20 protein-coding genes are annotated in these 22,060 nt (G+C 44.2%); 3 read left to right on the top strand and 17 right to left on the bottom strand.

Annotated elements, in window-relative coordinates:
• Window positions 1-19: 19 nt before the first annotated feature.
• Both GHNINEIG_RS11550 and metE read right to left on the bottom strand, forming a co-directional pair.
• On the bottom strand, window positions 20-1,177 hold the full coding sequence (locus GHNINEIG_RS11550) for an NnrS family protein (protein ID WP_189636890.1): 1,158 nt from the start codon (window positions 1,175-1,177) through the stop codon (window positions 20-22).
• Between the two features lie 121 nt (window positions 1,178-1,298).
• Window positions 1,299-3,647: a 5-methyltetrahydropteroyltriglutamate--homocysteine S-methyltransferase gene (gene metE, locus GHNINEIG_RS11555; RefSeq protein WP_135796775.1), complete on the bottom strand. Its 2,349-nt coding sequence runs from the start codon at window positions 3,645-3,647 to the stop codon at window positions 1,299-1,301.
• Between the two features lie 107 nt (window positions 3,648-3,754).
• Here metE and GHNINEIG_RS11560 point away from each other — a divergent pair, with 107 nt between their 5' ends.
• On the top strand, window positions 3,755-4,654 hold the full coding sequence (locus GHNINEIG_RS11560; RefSeq protein WP_135796776.1) for a LysR family transcriptional regulator: 900 nt from the start codon (window positions 3,755-3,757) through the stop codon (window positions 4,652-4,654).
• A gap of 193 nt (window positions 4,655-4,847) precedes the next feature.
• Here GHNINEIG_RS11560 and GHNINEIG_RS11565 read toward each other — a convergent pair whose 3' ends face one another.
• The 6 genes from GHNINEIG_RS11565 to queF form a co-directional block, all read right to left on the bottom strand.
• Window positions 4,848-5,090: a hypothetical protein gene (locus GHNINEIG_RS11565; protein ID WP_011371595.1), complete on the bottom strand. Its 243-nt coding sequence runs from the start codon at window positions 5,088-5,090 to the stop codon at window positions 4,848-4,850.
• A 515-nt stretch (window positions 5,091-5,605) separates the two neighbouring features.
• Window positions 5,606-6,976: a sigma-54-dependent transcriptional regulator gene (locus GHNINEIG_RS11570; protein WP_135796777.1), complete on the bottom strand. Its 1,371-nt coding sequence runs from the start codon at window positions 6,974-6,976 to the stop codon at window positions 5,606-5,608.
• The gene (locus GHNINEIG_RS11575; RefSeq protein ID WP_135796778.1) at window positions 6,957-7,562 is read right to left on the bottom strand and encodes a coiled-coil domain-containing protein; all 606 of its coding nucleotides are present in this window, start codon (window positions 7,560-7,562) and stop codon (window positions 6,957-6,959) included. Before GHNINEIG_RS11575 ends, GHNINEIG_RS11570 begins: the two co-directional genes overlap by 20 nt.
• Complete coding sequence (locus tag GHNINEIG_RS11580; protein WP_189636891.1) at window positions 7,559-9,043, bottom strand: HAMP domain-containing sensor histidine kinase; 1,485 nt, start codon at window positions 9,041-9,043, stop codon at window positions 7,559-7,561. Before GHNINEIG_RS11580 ends, GHNINEIG_RS11575 begins: the two co-directional genes overlap by 4 nt.
• 34 nt (window positions 9,044-9,077) lie before the next feature.
• Entirely contained in the window at window positions 9,078-11,969 is a 2,892-nt protein-coding gene (locus GHNINEIG_RS11585; protein WP_135796780.1) for an EAL domain-containing protein, read from the bottom strand.
• 102 nt (window positions 11,970-12,071) lie between these two features.
• Window positions 12,072-12,905 carry an NADPH-dependent 7-cyano-7-deazaguanine reductase QueF gene (gene queF, locus GHNINEIG_RS11590; RefSeq protein WP_135796781.1) on the bottom strand — a complete coding sequence of 278 codons (834 nt, stop codon included), beginning with the start codon at window positions 12,903-12,905 and terminating at the stop codon, window positions 12,072-12,074.
• Between the two features lie 74 nt (window positions 12,906-12,979).
• Between queF and GHNINEIG_RS11595 the strand changes: the two genes are divergently transcribed.
• Window positions 12,980-13,174: a hypothetical protein gene (locus GHNINEIG_RS11595; RefSeq protein WP_135796782.1), complete on the top strand. Its 195-nt coding sequence runs from the start codon at window positions 12,980-12,982 to the stop codon at window positions 13,172-13,174.
• A gap of 13 nt (window positions 13,175-13,187) precedes the next feature.
• Here GHNINEIG_RS11595 and GHNINEIG_RS11600 read toward each other — a convergent pair whose 3' ends face one another.
• The 9 genes from GHNINEIG_RS11600 to GHNINEIG_RS11640 all read right to left on the bottom strand — a co-directional run bounded on the left by GHNINEIG_RS11600 (window position 13,188) and on the right by GHNINEIG_RS11640 (window position 20,816).
• Window positions 13,188-13,784, bottom strand: coding sequence for a YigZ family protein (locus GHNINEIG_RS11600; RefSeq protein WP_135796783.1), 597 nt, complete (start codon window positions 13,782-13,784; stop codon window positions 13,188-13,190).
• Window positions 13,785-13,873: 89 nt separating this feature from the next.
• Entirely contained in the window at window positions 13,874-14,842 is a 969-nt protein-coding gene (locus GHNINEIG_RS11605; protein WP_135796784.1) for a cation diffusion facilitator family transporter, read from the bottom strand.
• 57 nt (window positions 14,843-14,899) lie between these two features.
• Complete coding sequence (gene rlmD, locus GHNINEIG_RS11610; protein ID WP_135796785.1) at window positions 14,900-16,123, bottom strand: 23S rRNA (uracil(1939)-C(5))-methyltransferase RlmD; 1,224 nt, start codon at window positions 16,121-16,123, stop codon at window positions 14,900-14,902.
• Window positions 16,124-16,169: 46 nt separating this feature from the next.
• Complete coding sequence (gene mnmE, locus GHNINEIG_RS11615) at window positions 16,170-17,525, bottom strand: tRNA uridine-5-carboxymethylaminomethyl(34) synthesis GTPase MnmE (RefSeq protein WP_135796786.1); 1,356 nt, start codon at window positions 17,523-17,525, stop codon at window positions 16,170-16,172.
• 95 nt (window positions 17,526-17,620) lie between these two features.
• On the bottom strand, window positions 17,621-17,947 hold the full coding sequence (locus GHNINEIG_RS11620; protein ID WP_135796787.1) for a hypothetical protein: 327 nt from the start codon (window positions 17,945-17,947) through the stop codon (window positions 17,621-17,623).
• Between the two features lie 20 nt (window positions 17,948-17,967).
• Window positions 17,968-19,623, bottom strand: coding sequence for a membrane protein insertase YidC (gene yidC, locus GHNINEIG_RS11625; RefSeq protein ID WP_135796788.1), 1,656 nt, complete (start codon window positions 19,621-19,623; stop codon window positions 17,968-17,970).
• Between the two features lie 118 nt (window positions 19,624-19,741).
• Complete coding sequence (gene rnpA, locus GHNINEIG_RS11630; protein WP_135796789.1) at window positions 19,742-20,230, bottom strand: ribonuclease P protein component; 489 nt, start codon at window positions 20,228-20,230, stop codon at window positions 19,742-19,744.
• Window positions 20,231-20,239: 9 nt separating this feature from the next.
• Window positions 20,240-20,374, bottom strand: a complete 135-nt coding sequence (rpmH, locus tag GHNINEIG_RS11635) for a 50S ribosomal protein L34 (RefSeq protein ID WP_011371608.1) — start codon at window positions 20,372-20,374, stop codon at window positions 20,240-20,242.
• A gap of 118 nt (window positions 20,375-20,492) precedes the next feature.
• Window positions 20,493-20,816, bottom strand: coding sequence for an MGMT family protein (locus GHNINEIG_RS11640; RefSeq protein ID WP_135796790.1), 324 nt, complete (start codon window positions 20,814-20,816; stop codon window positions 20,493-20,495).
• Window positions 20,817-20,899: 83 nt separating this feature from the next.
• Between GHNINEIG_RS11640 and GHNINEIG_RS11645 the strand changes: the two genes are divergently transcribed.
• Complete coding sequence (locus GHNINEIG_RS11645) at window positions 20,900-21,715, top strand: sulfite exporter TauE/SafE family protein (RefSeq protein ID WP_223260898.1); 816 nt, start codon at window positions 20,900-20,902, stop codon at window positions 21,713-21,715.
• Window positions 21,716-22,060 lie beyond the last annotated feature (345 nt).

The raw sequence follows: 22,060 nt of genomic DNA on the forward strand, positions 1-22,060 counted from the left end.
ACGACCAGGCCTGACTGTTTTACAATCGAATGCCCGTATCTTTTTCTGGGCTTGGACGCGCCAGAATCGGTACATATAAAACCGTCAATAACCCAAACGCGACCACCCAACCCAGCTGACTGAAATGCATCCATAAAACATAATGACTCATATCCACTATAGGTAACACAACTCGCACAATAGCGGCCACCGCTAAAATACCAAAGACCCAAAACACGGCTTTCGGCGGATCAAACACATTACGGTTGGTATGGCCTAATGAAATGCGAGCCATCATCGAAGAACATAACAGCCCAATTCCACCCGCAGCCAGTGCATGCAAGGCAAGAGAAGGCGCCAGCCAGTCCAATCCTGCAAACCCGTAAAGCACCATGCCGAAAATCATAAACCCATAGGAAAAATGCAACGGCCACAGCAAAACAACCGACCATACTTTAGGATGATACCAAGCTTTAAATCGAAGCAGATGCACCGCAGCCAGTGGCCATGCAATCACCGTCGTAAACCAATGTGTCGGGAAAAATGTCGCCGCAACCATCAACGCCAAGAACCCGACCAATGCCAATTGATCCAAAAGATTGCTGTTTGGGCGCTCTGCCAGCCCCAAAGCTTTTTCTGTAAAAAAAGGAATTAAACGACGCATCATAGTGAGATTAATAGCCAACACCAAAAACAGACCCAGCACCACGCCACATAAAGCCGCATGGTCGAGCCAACCTAATGCCCCAGCGTAAAAGACACCATTCGCGAAGATCAACAACAAGAATTTGGCCGCCAAGCCCGCTTGTGCCCATAATTTTCGACGATAAACCGGCCACGCAAAATGCACAAACAAGCCCAGGTTAAACAGCATATCCAATGCCATGATTGCCTCCAACGGCGCTCCCCAAAGAAACCCGATGCGCGCACTCAACCACAGTAAAAACACCCCCATCAACGACACACCGGATGCCGAGTCCGATCGCGTCCAATTCATCACGGCGGTCAATAAAAACCCGGTCACCGTCGCCAAGGCATACCCAAACACCATTTCATGCGCGTGCCACAACATCGGCGACACCCCGGAAAAAGAAGACGAAGACTGTGGATAATTTAACCACCAAACCAGCATGGCCACGACTGCAAAAAGGCTTCCGCCAAGGAAGAACGAACGAAAAGCACGATCAAAAAAGAACACACAGACCTCCTTGCCTGAATAGAGCTTAAAGATTCTTTTCAAATGAATGTTTTAATTCTACTCTAAAAAAGACCAGGCCTGGTGGTTTTTTATTAAGCGTGTTAAAAAGCTATTAAAGCTATCATGCACGTTTAATTTGTTTTTCAAATTGCTTTCTGAGCACCTTAGCGGCGTCCACCATATGGGTTAGCGCCGGTTCGGTTTCTGACCAGCCCCGGGTTTTTAACCCGCAATCCGGGTTCACCCACAAACGCTCCACCGGAATGTTTTCAGCCGCTTTTTGAATCAAGTTCACCATCTGCTCCACCGTGGGAATATTCGGTGAGTGAATGTCATACACGCCCGGCCCGATTTCATTCGGATAATCAAAATCCACAAACGCATCCAACAGCTTCATCTGCGATTTGGATGTTTCGATGGTAATGACATCGGCATCCATCTTCGCCACCGCGTCGATAATGTCATTAAACTCGGAATAACACATGTGGGTGTGGATTTGGGTGGTGTCTTTCACACCTGACGTGGTCAGCCTAAAGCTGTTCACCGCCCAACGTAGATAGTCGGCCCAATCCGATTGTTTTAATGGCAGGCCTTCTCGCAAAGCGGCCTCATCAATTTGAATCATCTCAATGCCAGCGGCTTCCAAATCCAGCACTTCGTCTCGCAGCGCCAAGGCGATTTGGTTACAGGTGGTTTCACGTGGTTGATCATTACGCACAAACGACCATTGCAACATAGTGACCGCACCGGTCAACATCCCTTTCATGATTTTGTCGGTTTGGCTTTGTGCATATTGCGACCAACTTACGGTCATCGCTTTCGGGCGAGACACATCGCCGTAAATAATCGGCGGTTTCACACAACGCGATCCATAAGACTGCACCCAGCCGAACTGAGTGAAGGCATAGCCATCCAACTGTTCACCGAAATATTCGACCATGTCATTGCGTTCCGGCTCGCCGTGCACAAACACATCCAACCCGATCCGTTCCTGTCGCTCAATCACTTCATGAATTTCGGCTTGCATCGCGGCAATATAATGCGTTTCAGACAGCTCACCCTGCTTGAATTGGCGTCTTGCCTGACGAATGGCCTGGGTTTGCGGGAAAGAGCCAATGGTGGTGGTCGGGAAAAGCGGCAACTGGAACTTGGCTTTTTGTCCTTTCGTACGCTCGGCATAGGCTGTCGCTCGATCCAACGCGATACTGTCCAGTGTTGCGATTCGCGCTTGTACCTTAGCATCATGAATTAACGTGGAGGCCGCTTTTTCTTCAATCGCTTGGCGATTGATCTGTAACGCCTCTTCATTGGCTTTTCCGTCCACCGCATCGGCCAGCAATTTGATTTCTGCCAATTTTTGCTTGGCAAATGCCAAATAGTTCTTCAACTCGGGATTGAGATTGACCTCCGCTTCCAGATTGACCGGCACATGCAGTAACGAACAACTGGGTGCCAGCCACAACCGATCGCCGAATTTGGTTTTGGCGGGTTCTAATTGTCGGGCCGCATCGGTTAAATCGGTTTTCCATATATTACGGCCATCCACCACCCCAAGTGATAGAACCTTATCTGCAGGGTAATTTGCAATCACATCCTTTAATTGATGGGCTCCTCGTAGCCCATCGTAATGCAACCCGGCCACTGGAAGGTGGCAAGTCAGATCAAGGTTGTTGCCTAAGGTTTCAAAGTAGGTCGCCAGCAAAATGTTCACCGGTGTTTCTGTCAAGCTTTCATAGGCATCTTTAAAGGCTGTTTGCCAATCATCGCTTAGATCCAACACTAGAATCGGTTCGTCAATTTGAACCCATTCAATGCCTTGTTCCGCCAGTCTTTGCAAAATTTGGGAATAAACCTCCAGCAACGCTGGCAAACGGTTTAATTTAGGAATGGCAGTGCCTTTGTTTTCGGCCAAATACAAATACGTTACCGGACCAACCAAAACCGGTTTGATGTTTTTTGCTTTGCCTGTAAGTTGAATGGCTTCGGTCACCTCTTCAAACAGCCGTGTATCGGTGATTTTGAACTCTGTATCTTCATCCAGCTCCGGCACGATGTAATGGTAATTGGTGTCGAACCATTTTTTCATTGCACCAGCGTAATCCGCTTTCGATGCCTGTTCGCTCGAAGGGTCGGCATGACCTGCGCAGCAATTAACCATATCATCCGAAGGTGCACGACCACGTGCCATTCGAAACGCCACGTCCAACGTATATGGCGTTTGACGAAACCGTTTTGGAATGACTCCTAACAGCGTACTCATATTCAGCACCTGATCGTAATAGGCAAAGTCATTGACCGGTAATAAATCCATTCCCGCATCTAGCTGAGTTTGCCAATGCGTTTGGCGAAGGTGTTGGGCCACCTCATATAAGCGTTGTTCGCTGGATTCACCTTTCCAGTAAGCTTCTAGAGCAAATTTGAGTTCACGTTTGGCGCCGATACGGGGGTAACCTAAGATATGCGTTGTCATGCTGTGTCCTTTTCTTTTATCCAATGCTTTAAACAGAAAAGATGATAGAATGATGACAATATGAAAACAAACGAATAATATTCAACCTAACATGAACATATTTCATAATGATAGAACTTAAACATTTAAAAACCCTACAGGCTTTGCAACAGGAAGGCAGTGTCAATAAAGCCGCCACGTCTCTTTTTATGACCCAATCGGCCCTTTCTCATCAAATCAAACAACTGGAACAGAGCTTAAACTTAAAACTGTTCGAACGAAAAAGCTCACCATTGATTTGGACGTCTGCGGGCAAAATCTTATTAAAAACCGCACAAGATGTCTTACCGAAACTGGATCAGGCGGAAACCACCTTAAGAAGTCTGGAAAAAGGCGAACAAGGGCGATTATTCATTGGGGTGGAATGTCACACCTGTTTTGAGTGGTTACTGCCGGTGATGCGTGCCTATCAACAAGAATGGCAAGGCGTGGATTTAGACATCATCAACAGTCTGGCGAACTCAGCCAATCATTCGGCCTTACAGAACCTGAAACATCAGAAACTGGATTTGGTGGTCACGTCGGACCCCGTTCCAATGCCTGAGCTTGTGTTTAAAGACTTGTTCAGTTATGAGTTGGTATTGGTGGTTCCGGTGGGACATGCGTTGTCGGAATTGTCATGGGTCAGCCCGGAGGATTTTCGTCAGCAAACGTTGATTCATTACCCGGTGCCAAGAGAAAAATTGGATATTTTTAAGCGTTTTCTAAACCCCGCAGGCATTCAACCCGCCGCTGAACGACACTCGGAAATGACGCTGATGATGTTACAACTGGTGGAAGGTCATAAAGGGGTTTGCGTTTTACCCAAATGGTTACTGGAAACCCTTCCAGATTTTCAACATTTACCAAGAATACGAATTGGCGCACAAGGGTTATGGGCAAACCTCTACGCCGCGATTCATAGGAATTCAGAAAACAAGGCATACCTCAATAACTTTATAGAACGAGTCAAACAGAGAATGACTTAATAAGAATCCGGGGGCATCAGAATCCGCCAGGCCTGGGCATTTTTAAGAGGGAAGAGGAAACAGAAAGGCATAAAAAAGGGAGTCGAAAGACTCCCAACCCTGAGGAACTAACTAAGGAAACTTAGTAAAAACAACTTTTAATACATCTTGGAGAGACAAAAATATAAAACGAAAATATTAACAATATCTGAGATTATTTCGTTAAATCGAGTAAAGCGAATTCTTTATAGCTTAAAACCCCATCTTGATTAATGTCTAACAAACTCCACTGCTCTTGAACCTTAATAGAATGGATCGCTTCAGTGGCGCTGATAACATCATCTTTATTCTCATTTAATGATTTCCAGAGCATATCAAGAGAAGATTCTCCCATTGCTGCTCCAGCAGCACCTAATGAAATAATAAACATTGAAATTAAACGAATTTTCTTCATCATTTTTTTCCTGTTAACGATTGAATGTTATGGTTAATTTTAGCCTGACTGAACAACAGCACAGACCGACAAAACAAGTGGGTAATTCACTTTACCCTGCTCTTACAGCAACGGCAGTGCCAACTTTACATCATCTATGTAACCTGTTGTTTAACAAGAAAATAATTCTATTTTTGAGTCTTAAAAATTCATTTCAAGCCGAACTGAGTTTAATTTCCTAAAAAATCGCCTTTTTGTGTTTCCAAATCACGACACTTTTTTATAAAAAACCTGTTTCATTTCGAAAATAGCGCCGTAAATAAAACCAAAACTAATAAATAAATCAGGATGTGTTGAAAGCAATTGATTTTTAAAGGAAAAATAAATATATGTTTTTAACAAAATAAAAACAGAATGCGACTGGATTGTCGCTATATCACGACACTTATATTGAATAATAAAATAATACAATCGAGAACGAGCGATGGATCAAGAAGTTAGGCTAAAACCCAACCTGTCGCCTGAGAGCGACAAGAAGATTATTCTGATTTTTGTTTGAACTCGGAGGGTTTCAATTGGTGACGATCCAGCAGACGATAAAACTCGGTACGATTACGTTGCGCAATGCGTGCCGCATGAGAGACATTTCCTCCGACCAGCTTCAACACTCGAATGAGGTAATCACGCTCAAAATTCGATTTGGCTTCTTGCAACGACACCATGGTGAGGTTTTCTTGCTGCAAGGCTTTTTCAATTAAGCTTGCGGGAATCAGCGATGCCGTTGCAAAGGTACAGACCTGCTCAATAACATTTTTTAACTCACGAATATTTCCCGGCCAGTCATAACCTAACAATAATTCCATGGCATCATTTGATAGTTTTTTAGCTTTACCACGTTGTTGCGAGATAAAGTGGCTGGCCAATAAAGGAATATCTTCAGGCCGCTGTCTTAAAGTCGGTAACTTTAAAGTCACAATGTTCAGCCGATAATATAAATCCAGACGGAAGGCTTTTTCTTCCACCAGTTGCTTCAGGTCTTTATGACTGGCCGACACCACACGGACATCAATTGAAACAGTTTTATCGGCACCGACAGGACGAATTTCATTTTCTTGCAACGCTCGAAGTAACTTCACCTGAAAGGCCGGAGACATATCTCCAATTTCATCCAAAAACAAAACACCGCCATCGGCCAGTTCAAACAAGCCTTTACGATTTTCAACCGCACCAGAGAAGGCACCACGCTTGTGACCAAATAATTCCGACTCTAATAAGTCCTCGGGAATCGCACTGCAGTTAACGGCGATGAACGGTTTTTTGTGTCGCGGGCTGGCCGCATGGATGGCTTGGGCAATCAGCTCTTTTCCCGTGCCACTTTCACCTTGGATGTAGACACTGATATCGCTTTGTGCAACATGATACAAGTCTTGCAACAGCGCTTCCATGACTTGACTTTGACCAATAATATTATGCCGCCATTTGGCTTGCTTTTCGGTCGCCATCACTGGCTTATGGACAGTCAGTGCCTGTTGAATTTTTTGGGTAAGCTCAGCATGATTAATTGGTTTGGTGATAAACCCGAAAACCCCTAAACTGGTGGCTTCAACCGCTTCTTTGATTGTGCCGTGCGCGGTCATGATGATGACAGGCAAGGTTAGAGATTGTTGATGAATTTGTTCATACAATGCCAAGCCATCCATTTCCGACATACGCAAATCGGTCAACACCAAATGAGGTTGAAATGTGGGGAGTTTGGCCAGTGCTTCAGCCGCACTTTCCACCGTTTCAACCGTCAGCCCGAATGAGCGTAAACGGATCGACAGCAGTTTCAACAAACTGGTGTCATCGTCGACCAGTAATATCTTCTGGCCTTCGAATGTAGTTGCCGAATTATCTTGGCTGACGGTCATCACCGATCCTTTTATTGAGCGTTTTTTCAATGGCTTTCAGTGCTTGTATTTGAGATTTTAACAACGCATTCTCCTGTTGCAAATCATGCTGCAAAGCCTCTTTTTCAGCTATCTTTTCTGATAACGATGCATTACGCGCTTTGAGCGTATCAATGGTATCCAGTGTTTGAATATAGGAAGCATTCAGCCAGTTCAACTGGTGGTTCAGAACAGATTGTGCTTGCAACGATTGAAGAATGGCACGACGTTGCTCATGCGAGATACAGCTTTTTTTATCGGTAAAGCTGTAAGCCAGTAACCAACCGGCTTGCCAAGAACCTTGGTCTTGCTGGTACAGTTTCCGTAACTTATGACACACGGTTTGACGATGCTTGCCTGTCAGGCTCGCATAATAACTGCCTTGTGTCAGCAAATGCGCCACAGCTCGATCCTGCTGACCACAAAACAAAGGCTGTGTCAGTTTTTTTGCGTCTTCTGGCGCGGCTAATGGCAACGAAACCGCCGATGATTCTTGCACCGATTGATTATTTAAGCTTGCACAGCCGGACAAAAAAAACGCCATGCTCAAGCCCCAAAACCATTTCATTCTCTCTGCTCCAAAGGTAAAACCAATACAAATCGCGCGCCGGGAAATGTCTCATTCGGAGGTAAGAGTAACACTTCTCCATGATGCTGTTCGACATAATATCCCACAATTGCCAACCCCAACCCAGTCCCTTTCATTGTTGAAGCCGGCTGTAGTTGGCCTTGAAAAAAATCTTTAAAGATGAGTTGATGGATTTCCTCAGAAATACCCGGCCCTTGATCTTCAACGCTTAATTGAAGCGTATTATCGCTGACTTCAGCTGAAATGGAAACACGACCGCCTTGTGGAGAAAACTTAATGGCATTCGAGATAAAGTTGCTTAACACCACTTTTAATTTCTCATAATCGGCATACAGCGTAGTCTCAGGCAACGACACGTTTAAATCTAATTGTTTACTTTGTAACAGCAGTTGATACTCCTGCTGTAACGACGCCACTAAATCCGATAAGGAGAAAAATCGGCTGTCCAAAGTCGATTGCATTGACACTGCCTTTTGATATTCCAACAAGTTGGCCACCAAATTCATGATGTTGAAGTTACCGACCTGCATCAATTCCACAATTTCTTTCTGTTCCGCATTCAGCGAACCAATCAATTCCTCCGACAACAGGTCGGTGCCTTCCTTCAAAGTGGCCAAGGGCGTTTTCAATTCATGGGAGATATTACGGATGAACTGCTGTTTTTCATTTTCAAGATGTTTAAGCTCTTGCCTGAGTCCTTCTAAATTCTCTCCAAGTTCCTGCAAATCCTTAGGGCCTTTGATCACAATAGGGGTTTCGAAATCCTCTTTGACAAGCCGCTGAATCTGCATCCGCGTTTTCTTAATAGGGCGGGTAATGTAGTGTACAAAAAAGATACTAAGCCCGAGAGCAAGTAATGCGCTGGCCAAGACGATAAAAAACAATCGCTGTCGTACCTGACTTTCATATTCCGATAAGGCGATGACTTCCAAAGATTGTTGCTTTGATCCCAGTTCTATAATCTTCCGAGCTTGTTGAGCCAAGTCCGCAAACTGACTGAGCACCTTTTCAGACAGGGCTTTACCGTTTTCTTTTGCGCTAATCAATTGAAATAACGCTGTTTCGTGTTGCTTTAATTGCTGCAATTGGTTGTTCAGATGAGCGGGTAAATGTTCTGACTGTGATTCATTGATCAGATCCACCAGCTTTTGATGATGGGTTGAAAACGCCTTTAATAACGAAGCCTCTTTTAAAACCTGGTATTGACGGATACTGCGTTCCATCGAAACCAGTCGTTCCAAGACTAATCGACTGTTTTCGGTCACCACTATGGTTTGGAAGACACTTTTATGAGCTTGTTTGGAGTAGTTGTCCATCGCCATCAAGGCGTACACAATGGCAAAAATCAATGGCACGCTGACAAGCATAAAACTGGCGAGCATCCATTGATAAAGAGACCCCACCCATGGCAAGTTCACTTGATGGAAAAGAGGCTTTAATCGTGATAAAAAGCTAGACATGAGAAGCCTCTTACTAGACTGTTCAAGTCCGGCTTTATTTGTGGAAGGTTTGGCACCATTGTAAAAATTCTTCCTGTTTAACCGGTGGACTAAACCCATAGCCTTGACCTAACTGACAGCCTTTTTTGTGCAGATATTCCATCTGCGCTTCAGTCTCAACCCCCTCAGCAATAACTTCAACACCGACGGCCAGACCAACAGCGATTATCGCATCGACAATCGCCAAGTCTTCTTTATCATGGGGTAAGGATCGGATGAAAGACTGATCGATTTTAAGCTGATCGAGCGGTAGCTTCTTTAAATAAGACAGGGAAGAGAAGCCTGTTCCAAAATCATCCATCGATAAAGACAGTCCTAGGGCTTTTAGGGCATGTAACACAGCAATCCCCTCTTGCTCATTCTGCAATAAAAAGCTTTCGGTCACTTCCAGTTCAAGATATTTCGGATCGAGCCCTGTTTCTTCCAGTACTTGCGCAACAGATTGAACAAAACCGCTGTGCATCAATTGTACTGTCGACACATTGACCGAAATACGTTCCAGCGTCAGACCTTGACGTTGCCAGGTTAACCATTGTTGGCAAGCCTGCAACAAAATTTCCCGACCCAGCGGGATAATCAACCCGGTTGACTCGGCAATCCCGATAAACTTAACTGGCGAGATGACCCCCATTTCAGGATGAATCCAACGGACCAATGCTTCTGCCCCCACCACCTGGTTGGTCTCTAAAACAATCTGTGGTTGGTAATAGGCAACCAATTCCTGATTCTCAATCGCCTGACGTAAGGCTTTTTCATAGAAGAAGTATTCCGATGTGGTCGCGGCTAATTCTGAGGAATGATAAACATACCCACTGTGAGGCAACTTTTTTGCTTCAAACAGGGCTTCATCCGCTGACTTCATTAAATCTAACGCCGTGTCCCCATCAATCGAAGAAAGCGCGACACCGATCTTGATATCCAGAATGTGTTCATGACCTTCCACTTCGAAAGGTGATGAAAAGGCTTCCATAATCTCTTCAGCAAAATACGACACATCCTGCTTATTTTGGAAGGATTCCATCAAAATCAAAAAGTTATCTGCTCCTAAACGAGCCACTGAATCTTCCGCATCCAATAATTGGGTTAAACGTTGAGCAACGCCTTTTAGCAATTGATCTCCATGTTCATACCCTATGGCATCGTTAATCATTTTAAAACGCGCAATATCAACGATGAGCAACGCCACTTGATTAGATTCATGGACCGACATTTGAATCGATTGCTGCAAACGATTCTTAAATAAAGAGATATTAGGCAACCCAGTCAAAATATCATAAAAAGAGAGCCGCGTGATTTCCTGCTCGGTGGCCTTTTGTTGGCTCAGGTCTTTCATCAACCCAACATAGTGTAGCAATTGGCCTTGTTTGTTTTTAACCGCATTGACTGTGAGCCATTCCGGATACATTGTGCCATCTTTTTTCCGGTTCCAAATTTCTCCCTGCCAGGTATCTTTTTCGATTAACTCTTGCCACATTGCCTGATAAAACAAGGTTGATTGCTGACCCGAACTCAGAATCGACGGGTTTTTTCCAAGCACTTCTTCTTGGCTGTAACCGGTAATTTCTTCAAATTTCTTATTCACCACCACAAAACGATTGTGAATGTCGGTGACCAAAATCCCTTCCCCGGCATTATCGAAAACGGAGCGTGTCAACATTTGAAAACGTTCACTTTCCTGACGAAAACTCAAATCATTCACCACAATCAAATGCGCGGGTTCAGCATGGTAGGTAATGGGTTTATGGGTCATTTCCACCATCACCTCAGAGCCGTCTTTACATAAGATGGTCTGTTCAATAAAGTCAGGATGATGTTGGTCAATTTTTTGCAGACGCTGCAAGAAGCGGTCATGCTCGACATCAGGAATGAGGTTTAAAAGACAGCTTTCCAATAACGCATTATCCTCATAGCCCAATAGTTGATGAGCGGCATGGTTTGCAAAAGCAATCTTGTCGTCTTGATAAATAATGACCCCATTGAGCGACATGCTCAATAAATCACGATAAAGCGTCTCGGCTTCTAATATGCGCTGTTCTTTTTCTTTGATGCTAAGACTGGCTTGGTAATAAAAGTTTTCTTCAATGCGGTGCAATAGCTCGGAAAAACTGATTAAATCAAGTAAATTGCCATTTTCATCTTCCACCCCAATGTGATGGAATTTATGCTGAATCATGAATTGCCTGACATAGGAGAGGCTTTGAGATTGTGAGACTGAAATCAATGGCCAGGAAGCGATGTCTTTGACCTTAAGCGTGCTGTAATCGATTTGTTGTGCGAAACATTTCAGAAGGTCACGCATTGAGACAATGCCCAACTGATCCCCGTCTTTGACGACCAGCGCATCCACCTTGTGTTCCGACATCACCGTCAATACTTCATCCATGCCACTCTCTGCCTGAATGAAGTATAAGTGCCCCGCCAGCAACTCTTGAATAGAAATACCATCTAAAAAGGTTTCGCAGCTTTGTGCCTGAACCAAATCCGACTCTGCCAAAACCCCGATAGGATTTTCATCACAATCGACCACCAATAAATGGTGAAACTGTTTTTTATGGAATAAATAGGTTGCCGAAGAAATCAGTTCGTCTTTATGAATTCGACAAACCGGCGAGTTCATAACCGACCGAATCGGTGAATTTAAAATGTCTGCTGAAGAGAAATCGAGTTTTAACAGATCCGTTCGTGTCCAGATGCCAATAATTTCGCTCGATTCTTCAATTAAAATCGACCCGATGTTTTTTTCGCTTAATTGCCCGATGACCTCTTTAATACAGGTGTCTGGCGTACAGGTTTCTAACCCGATGTGCATGAATTGTGAGACCACAAGAGGCTGCTTTTCTTGGATCGTTTGAGTTTCCGGGTCGGGGTGATGTTTCATGTTCGTCATTCTACACTAAGTTTTTTACCGCCACCATACACAATCCCAAGCACTTAGACAAGAATAATATCAATAACTATTATCATCTGCAACAACCGTTACAAGAACGTATCATTGTCGTACCAGTCTTGCACAATCAAACGTCTGCTCATAATTGGATCGATAAGGATTGATGTCCAATCCCCCTCGGCGTAAATACCGTGCATAGACAGTCAGTTTTTGAGGCTGACAGAAGCGCATAATATCCGTAAAGACACGCTCAACGCATTGTTCATGAAATTCATTATGTTCTCTAAATGAAATCAGGTATTTCAACAACCCTTCGTGATTGATGTGCGCACCCTCATACCGAACCACAATCGATCCCCAGTCAGGTTGTCCGGTCACCAGACAATTGGATTTCAACAAATGGCTATTCAAAGTTTCAGAAACCATCTCATCAGAATCAGTATGCAACAAGTCGGGGGTAACCTGATAATTTTCAACTTCGATATCCAAAGCATCCAAACAATGACCAGGTAGATTTCCCTGCAAAACAACCGATTCATTCAAACGATAAAACCTGACACCAACAGCCTTACCACACGCTTGGGATAAATCTTTCTGCCAACAAGCAATCACCTCGTCTTCTGATTCAAATCGAGTTCCATTAAAGGAATTCAAATACAATTTGAAAGATTTCGACTCAATCAAATTAGGCGCATCGGCTGAAAACACAAACTCAGCCCATCCGACTTGGGGTTTCCCTTTAAGGTTAAGCCAGGAGATTTCATACCCTGTCCAGATGTCCTCGCCCGAGAAAGGCAAAGAATTTAAATCAAACCCCAATTCATCTCGTTTTTCCTGGCGAGGAATCGGAAATAAAATCGTTGGATCATATGCCTGACAATAGGGAGTTGTTTGCCCTAAAAGGCTCTTATCGGCTGTGGAATTGGGGTTTGTCATAAATGTCTCTACACAAATCATGGGAACTTTGGGTATTATACGTTGAACCGTCTACTGAATTGAATGGAGCTTCAATGTTAATTACTTTGATCACGGGCATGCTATTAACCGCACTCGCTCTAGGTGTCTTGTGGGGTGGTTTTATCTTATTGCGACGATTGCCACGTTTCGAACACCTCAACAGCCGTGCTGCCAATAAGCGCATGTTACAACTGTCCCTTTTATTTTATTTTATCGGCATCATTTTAACCATTTACTGGATGGCGTAATTACGACCATGCGTCAAAGACATTTAAACGGACAACCCATGGCATTTAAAGAGTCCTTGAAAGATGCTAGATGAGAAACAGGTAGGCAAGCTTCAATCACCACCTGTTGACCATAGTCAATCGATTCAACTTGGCCGTCTAGTGTCGATAATAAATGACGGATCGGCTGTTCTTGTGAAAAATCACAGTCAATTTTGACTGAAGTAAGCGGGATTTGTTTATGGGTTGGCAACATTTCCATTACGGCTTGCGCGGACTGACTATAGGCACGCGTTAGCCCTCCCGCGCCTAATTTGATGCCGCCAAAATAGCGCACCACAATCACCATCACATCGCCCACACCTTTGTGTTGAAGAACATTTAAGATCGGTTTGCCAGCCGTGCCAGACGGTTCTCCATCATCGCCCATGCCCGCATTGGTCGCACAGGCAGGGTCTCCCAAAATATAGGCCCAGCAATGATGACGGGCATCCGGGTATGCAGCTTTCATGTCTTCTAACCATTCCATGCCTTCCGCACGGCTTTGAATGCCTTTCGCGAACGCGAGGAAACGGCTTTTTTTGATTTCAATTTCAGCTTGTGCTAATTCGGTTGGCGTAAAGTAAGACATAACCCTTATACAATTCAATTGAACAGAAAGTGTGGTGATTCAAACAAAAAATGACCAGGCCTGGTCATTTTTAATGATAACGTTCGCGTTTAAGAGGATGATTGCACCGTATCCTCACCTACACTTCGTGCCACCCAGATCGGTTGTGCGGTATAGATGACATCCAAAGATAAATAATCATAGGTGCGTTTCAAATGTTGAAACAAACGGTCTCGTAAAGCATCTTGTTGATTGAGGTCAAACGGAAAATCGGATTCCATTTGAATATAGACCTGCACGTAAATCATTCTGCCTGCTTGTAAGTAACGGATTTTCATATCCAGATACGGTACAGTCGCAAAGACCGTTTCCACTTCTTTTTGCAATAACGACATATGATCACTGTTATCAGTGCGGCCGATAATTTGAAGCCCGTTGTCTTTCAAGATTTTCAAAGGCATCGGCAACATCATCATAATCAAGACCAGAATCACGACTGGATCGGTATAAGGCACCCATTCACTGTGGCCGATCGATTCCATCCAAATTGCGACCGCAAAAGACAGGCCAACCGCAATACTGAGAATCCCCCCGACCAACCAGCCTTGTAAGTCGACATCGATCAAAGACGATTCTGCCGTCTTATTCATACGATACAAGATCGCCGCCAACCCAAACCCGAGAATGGACGCAATGATGGAATAGAAAACCGCAATATTGGCATCAATGTGGCGCCCGCCATGCAAAATGGCCTCTACCGAAGCATAAAAAGCTACCAAAATGACCAGCAGAATTAAAATGCCTTTGATGAAGTTCAAGACCGGCTCGAAAATGGCATAGCCAAACGGTTGAGATTGGCTGGCCTGTTTAGCCATCAACCCAACCACACGCAGTGTCAATAACCCGGCCACCAAATCAATGAAGGGGTAAACCCCATCCATCAGAATGGCTTGAGAGTTGGTTAAATAAAAGAACACCAACCCAAGCACAGCCATAATGACATCACCAAACATCACCAGTTTGATAGCGCTTTTTTCTGTCGCAATTTTTTGTTCTAAAGGAACTTTAACCTCTGCCATTTTTCTAACTCTTTTCAAGACTAAAAGTACCGTGTCACAGATAATGCTGTCACCGGTTTACAATTTAAAAATACCCGGCCCTCGTTTTTTGGGTTTTTTACCAGTGTTGGTTAACTGAACCATTACTTCGGTGTGCGAGGTATGAGGAAACATATCTACCATAATCGCTTTTTTCAGCTGGTAGCCTTGTTTTTCCAGTTCCTTGATGTCTCGAATCAACGTTGATGCGTTACATGAAACATAAACAATTTTGTCGGCTTTCAAGTGCCCCAATCCTTTGCAAAGCTGGTAAGCACCTTGACGGCCCGGGTCAAGCAAAACGCGATCATATTTCTGTTTTCTAAACCAGTTTTGCGGGCTCACATCTTTAAACAGATCGGCTTGATAAAAAGTAGCCTGCTCACAATACATATTGGTTGCATTGCGTTGCGCCATCTGCACTAAATCCGCCTCGCCTTCAATACCGATGACCTCTTTTACCTGCTGGGCAATTGGTAACGTAAAGTTCCCCACTCCGCAAAATAAATCTAATACACGCTGGTCCTTATTTAAATCCAACCACTCCAGTGCCTTGTTAACCATCTGCTCATTGATTTCCGCATTTACCTGAACAAACCCCTGTGCTGGAAAATCAAGCTTCAAACCGTTTATATGGTAACAAGGCGATGTCGAACCCGTAGTGGATTGGTCAGACCAAAAGATGCCGTTATCCGCTTCCACCACACTGATTTCTTTAAGCGATCGACTGGCATCTGGTAACACGGTCATACGCTTTTGCTTTAACGCTTCGTTCAATGCTGGCGTTAATAAAGGGCACTGCTCAATATCCACAATGTCATTGGAGCCTTTTGCTCGAAAACCAAAGCGTGCCTCTTTATCGGTTTTATTCTTCCCTAACACCAATCTCGCCCGACGACGATAAGCGTAATCTTGCCCCGTCAAAGGAGGGTCAATCTGGCAGGCTTTCATATTTAAAGCTTTCGATAAAGCAGTATAGAAGTGAGAAGCTTTCCATTTTCGCTGACCGTCAATGGATAAATGCTGTAATTGGCATCCACCACAGGTGTCATAGTGAGGACAAAAAGCCTCAACCCGCTCTTCAGAGGGTTCCATTAAACGCACGATTTCGGCTTCTTCATAGCTTGGCTGTCGATCCGTGATTCGAACCTCCACCACATCACCCGGCACGGCTTCTTCAACGAAAATCGCTTTACCATTCAAACGGCCAACACCACGACCATCATGAGATAACGTTTCAATCTTAACTGTCACTGTTTTCATTTATTTTCTTTTTTAGTTTACAAGTTAAAAACGTCTGGACCTTGCATTATTTACCGATACAAAACGAGGTAAAGATGCGCCCCAACAAATCGTCGGACGTAAATTGTCCGGTAATTTCAGACAATGCTTGCTGTGCTTGGCGTAAATCTTCTGCCAACAATTCCCCAGCCGCGAAATGCTCTAACTGTTGTTGGCCGGTTTCAACGAAATGTAAAGCCGTTTCCAACGCTTCCAAGTGGCGTTTTCGTGCCATAAAAACACCTTCCTCGGTCTGAGCATACCCCATTTCCGTTTTAAGATGCTGCTTCAGTAAATCCAGTCCTAAATGATGTTTTGCGGATAACCAAATTTCGGTTTCTCCTTCATTTTCTACCAGGCCTGGTGATTTTTCCATTAAATCAATTTTATTATGAATCAGTGTCACAGGTATATGGGATGGCATTTTTTCTAAAATGGCTTGGTCTTCTGGATGAATGGCTTCATTCGCCTGAACCATCACCAAAATACGATCGGCTTCTTCAATGGCTGCCCAGGCGCGTTGGATACCGATTTGTTCCACCGCATCCGTTGCCTCTCTCAACCCTGCGGTATCCAATACATGTAGCGGCATCCCATCAATTTGAATCTCTTCTTTAACAATGTCGCGCGTAGTGCCGGCAATATCGGTGACGATAGCCGATTCTCGACCCGATAACGCGTTCAGCAAACTCGACTTCCCCGCATTCGGCCGCCCTAAGATGACAACAGACATGCCCTCTCGTAACAACACGCCTTGCTGTGCCGCAGCTAAGACCCGATGTAACTGCTCTAAAATATGCTGAAGCTGGCCTGCGACCTTACCGTCTGATAAAAAATCGATTTCTTCTTCCGGAAAATCGATTGCGGCTTCTACATAAATTCGTAATTGTATGAGCTGTTCGACCAGTTCATTCACCTGGTTTGAGAAATCCCCTTGTAATGACTTCAGGGCTGATCTGGCGGCTTGCTGAGAGCTGGCATCAATTAAATCCGCAATGGCTTCGGCTTGTGCCAAATCGAGCTTATCATTCAAAAACGCTTGTTTTGAAAACTCACCGGGCTCAGCTAAACGTGCGCCTAACTGTACCACGCGCTCTAACAGCCATTGCAAAATAACCGGCCCACCATGCCCTTGCAGTTCCAACACATCTTCACCCGTAAAGGAATGCGGATTCGGGAAAAACAGCGCAATCCCCTGATCCAAAACCTGGCCTTCCGCGCCCAAAAACGAACCATAATGTGCATAACGCGGTTTGGGGCATATCCCCAAAACCTGTTCCGCAATCTTGGCGGCTTTATTTCCTGAAACACGGACGATCCCCACACCTCCGCGGCCAGGTGCGGTGGCAATTGCTGCAATGGTGTCGTTTGTTGAGAAATCCAATTTCCAGAATCCTTTCGGTGAATTTAAATACCTGATGAAAACGCAAAACGCCCTGAAAAGGGCGTTTTGTCAAATCAACCCCTTGTTCAGAGCAACTAAGAAACCACGTTATAAGTCGTTGTTTTCAAATCCGTTACAAAAGGTTTTTGATTCAGTCTTTCGACGGTTTTATCCAACTTCTTCTTTGATTTGAATGTCATTTCTTCCGCCTCATCATTCACTTTAAATGACAAAACATAAAGCGGCTGCGTGTCTATTGATTCCTTAGTAGGCGCCGTGGCCGCGGAAGCCGCACCTTCTTCCAGCGGAATATAACCGTTTTCAGTTTTATAGCAAATCGGTGTGGTACCGTCTGCAACTAAAAACGTGACCTTACCGAACATTGGATGATCTTTACCCAGTTTTTGATAAGTTAATTGCATGTGTTTTCCTTTTCTTTCAATTATTTCTCTTCGCCGGCTTCAATTTTTCTGGTGATGTACCATTGCTGTGACACCGATAGAATGTTGTTCACTACCCAGTAAAGTACCAAACCGGCCGGGAAGAACATGAAGAAGATTGTGAAAATAAAAGGCAGTGCTTTCATGACCTTTTGTTGCATTTCATCCATCATCGCTGAAGGGTTCAACTTCTGCTGTACCCACATTGAAATCCCCATCAGGATTGGCAAGATGAAATAGGGATCTTTAACCGATAAATCATCGATCCATAAAATCCAAGGTGCTTGGCGCATTTCAGCAGAATAAAGCAGTACCCAGTAAAGTGCGATGAAAACCGGCATTTGAACCAAAATCGGTAAACACCCGCCCAACGGATTAATCTTTTCTTCTTTATACAGCTTCATCATTTTTTGCTGGAAGATGACTTTGTCGTCGCCATAGTTTTCTTTCAACTGTTTGAGCTTTGGCTGGAACTTCTTCAAACGCGCCATGGAACGGTAAGACGTTTCAGACAGTTTATAGAACAACAGTTTGATCAATACCGTTAATAAAATGATTGACCAACCCCAGTTGCCCACCAATGCATGAATTTTTTCCAACACCCAGAAGATAGGTTCGGCGATAATCGTTAAAACACCATAGTCAACAGTCAACTCAAGACCTGGCGCAATTTTTTCCAGGTTATCCTGAATAATCGGGCCAATATATAATTCCGATGACAAGGTTTGTGATTGACCCGCAGCAACCGTCTCCATTGGTTCAACCACACCCGCAACATACTCACCATCATTTAATGGCTTCGCATAATAACGGTTCTGACTCTCTTGATCCGGAATCACAGCTGACATGAAATAGTGCTGAATCATCGCGGCCCAGCCACCCGTGGTTTGAACACCTTGAATCGGCTGTTTGCTCAAGTCATCAAAAGAATGTTTGTTGTATTTGCTTTCAGCGTGGCCATCATACAGAACCGGTCCTGTGTAGGTATACATCATGGCATTATGATCCGGATCATAAGTATTGCGGACTAACTGAGAATAAAGACCACCGGCCCATTCTTTCTGTGTGGTGTTATCAATTTGATAGTTTAAACCGATAACGTATTTGCCCTTGGTAAAGACATAGGTCTTCGTGACTTTCACACCATCTTGTTCCCACGTCAGTGGAACCGTCAGCGTATCGCCGGTCATTTCATAATGGGTTTGAGGAGTTTGATATAACGATTTATGGGTAGGCGCTGGCAAAACGGCCTTGGATTGCAACGCGATCCCGTTTTGCGCCACATACATCATTTGTCCGGTGTCACCCATCAAATGGAACGGTTGAGCACGATCATTCGTTGCTGCATACTTCAATAGCTTCACATCTCGGATATCACCGCCTTGCGTATCAATAACGATATCCAGCACATCGGTTTTCACTGAAATACGCTGTGCCTGTTTAATTTGTGCTTTGGCGGTCGGAACATCTTCCATAGCCTGATGGGCCGTTGGCACATCCGGGTTAATCTCAGAGGTGTCCATTCCTTTATCAGTTTTTTGTGTCACAGCGGCTGTTTGAGGGGGCAATGACGCTTTATGCTGAAACTGTGTCCATTGCATCCAAATCCAGAGTAATGTAAATGCCAGTGCTAACCACCAGAAAGATCTCATATTCATCAATACTGTTCCTAACTTCTCAATAGTCCGACTTGTCAAAAAGCCGAAGATAAATTTTGTATTCCAAATCTCGAATCATTTCGACTCAAAAATTAAGCCAAAGACTCTCTATTAAACCTTATTTTGATCGTTTAGTCGGTGACTTTTTTGTGTTTGTCATCGGCTTCCCATCTTTTAATCCACTTTTTTGTATTTTACGGATTAAATGTTCAAAACTTTTAATCAAGGTTTCATTATCAACGTCTTGCATGCCTCGTCGCCCCAAAACCACAATATCATACCCGCTTAATGCTTGTTTATGTTGACGAAATGTCTCTCTTGCCAATCTTTTTACTCGATTACGCCAAACGGATTTTGCCAATTGTTTCTTAGCAATCGCAAGACCTAATCTGGGATATGGCTTGTCATTCGGGCGGACAATAAAAGTCCAATGCCGATTAGAAAACTTTTCAGCTTGCGCAAATACAAATTGGAAATCTTGTGGAGAGAGAAGGCGTAGAGATTTAGGGAAATGATTTCGGGAGAAATCTTGATGGGGTAACTCAAGCTCGTCTAGACTCAAGCTCGATAACTCCCCATCAGAATTTTGGTGCGTGTTGTTAATCATTCAAAATGATTACACTGCCAAACGCTTACGTCCTTTTGCACGACGAGCCGCTAATACTTTGCGACCATTTTTAGTTGCCATGCGAGCACGGAAACCATGGGTACGAGCGCGCTTGATAACACTTGGTTGAAATGTACGTTTCATGATATCAATCCTATTAGAAAATTACTTCTTTCGAAAGAATCGCGCATTGTAATAGAAACTTGTTTAAATAACAATACTATAATTCAATTTTTTACCAGGCCTGGCGATTCTTTATCGGTTAAGGCGGCGCTGGTGGCTGCCATGTGATCATTTTGTTTTCAAGATCCACTACTTTATTCTCTTCAATCTCGATGCCTTCCTGCGTGAGCAATTCTATTTTACGTGCCATGCCAAACGCATACCCCCCTAATTCACCATTGTGATTCACCACTCGATGACATGGCACCACCACTGGATTAGGGTTTTGATTCATGGCACGCCCAACGGCTTGATAAGCCCGAGTACCCAACGCTTCCGCCAAGGCTTTATACGTGGTCACTTTACCAGCGGGCACCTGTTCCAATAATGCATAACATTGTTCATTGAACGATAAAGCGGTCATCTCATCCACCTCTTCCACCCGCGCCAAAGCAGGATTTTGTCAGAGTTTATCCATGGTTTAATCATACCTTTATAGCCGCAGTTTTGCCACAATTGTGCTATAGTTCCGCCATGTTTATCGAATTCAGCATTTATATCCTCACCGGTATCATCGCCGGCTTCTTTGCCGGGCTGCTCGGCATTGGTGGCGGACTGATTATTGTACCCGTGCTTACCAGTGTGTTCCTCTACTTTATAGAAGGCCCACACCTGGTTCACTTGGCCATCGGAACCTCCATGGCGACCATATTGATTACATCACTAGCGTCCGTCAAAGCCCATCACAGACATGATGCGGTTCGATGGGATATCGTCAAAACCCTCACCCCCGGTATTTTTATTGGTGGGATCCTAGGTGGATGGATTTCACAATATATCAGCGCACCGATGCTGGCAAAAATTTTCGCTGTGATTGAATTCGGCATTGCTCTTAAAATGTTATTAGATCTGCAACCCAACCCCCATCGGGAAATGCCCGGGATTGCCGGACGTTCAGTCGCGGGCACCATAATCGGCAGCATCTCTGCTTTGGTCGGCATTGGCGGTGGCGCGCTCAATACCCCTTATATGGTGTGGCATAATGTTTCCATGCGTCAGGCCATTGCCACTTCAGCGGCTTGCAGCTTACCGATCGCCGCGGCCGGAACCTTAGGGTTTTTAATCGGTGGTTGGAACATTCCGAATTTACCGGATCATGCCATTGGCTATATATACTGGCCGGCTTTTTTAGGTATTGTCATCGCCAGCTTTTTTACCGCACCGATCGGGGCGGCAATGACACATAAGCTGCCGGTCAAAACCCTGAAAAGAATTTTTGCGATTTTGCTGATTATTTTGGCGATTAAAATGTTTTGGTTTTAAAAAAATAATTAATTTTAAAAACCAGAAAATTAAATTCAAGTTCAACCACTTACCTGCATCTTAACCCAGTTTATCCACACCCTTTTTCAACAACTTATCCACAGACCCCACCTGTTTTTTAAAGTTATTCACAGGTATAATCCTTTTATTCGATGTGAAGGGGTCGTTTTCCCTTTTGTCTAGGCATTTCAATGCTGGAATCTCGACGACACATAACACGAGTTTGTCAGCCGCTCATCTAAGAAAGCGCCACAAACAAAAACAAGCTGTAACTTAATTCAATTAAATAATCGACGCGCCACACATAACTTAAAACAATATCGGCGCAACGACTGGGTACTCATT

It is taken from the genome of Hydrogenovibrio crunogenus (assembly GCF_004786015.1).
Lineage (GTDB): Bacteria > Pseudomonadota > Gammaproteobacteria > Thiomicrospirales > Thiomicrospiraceae > Hydrogenovibrio > Hydrogenovibrio crunogenus.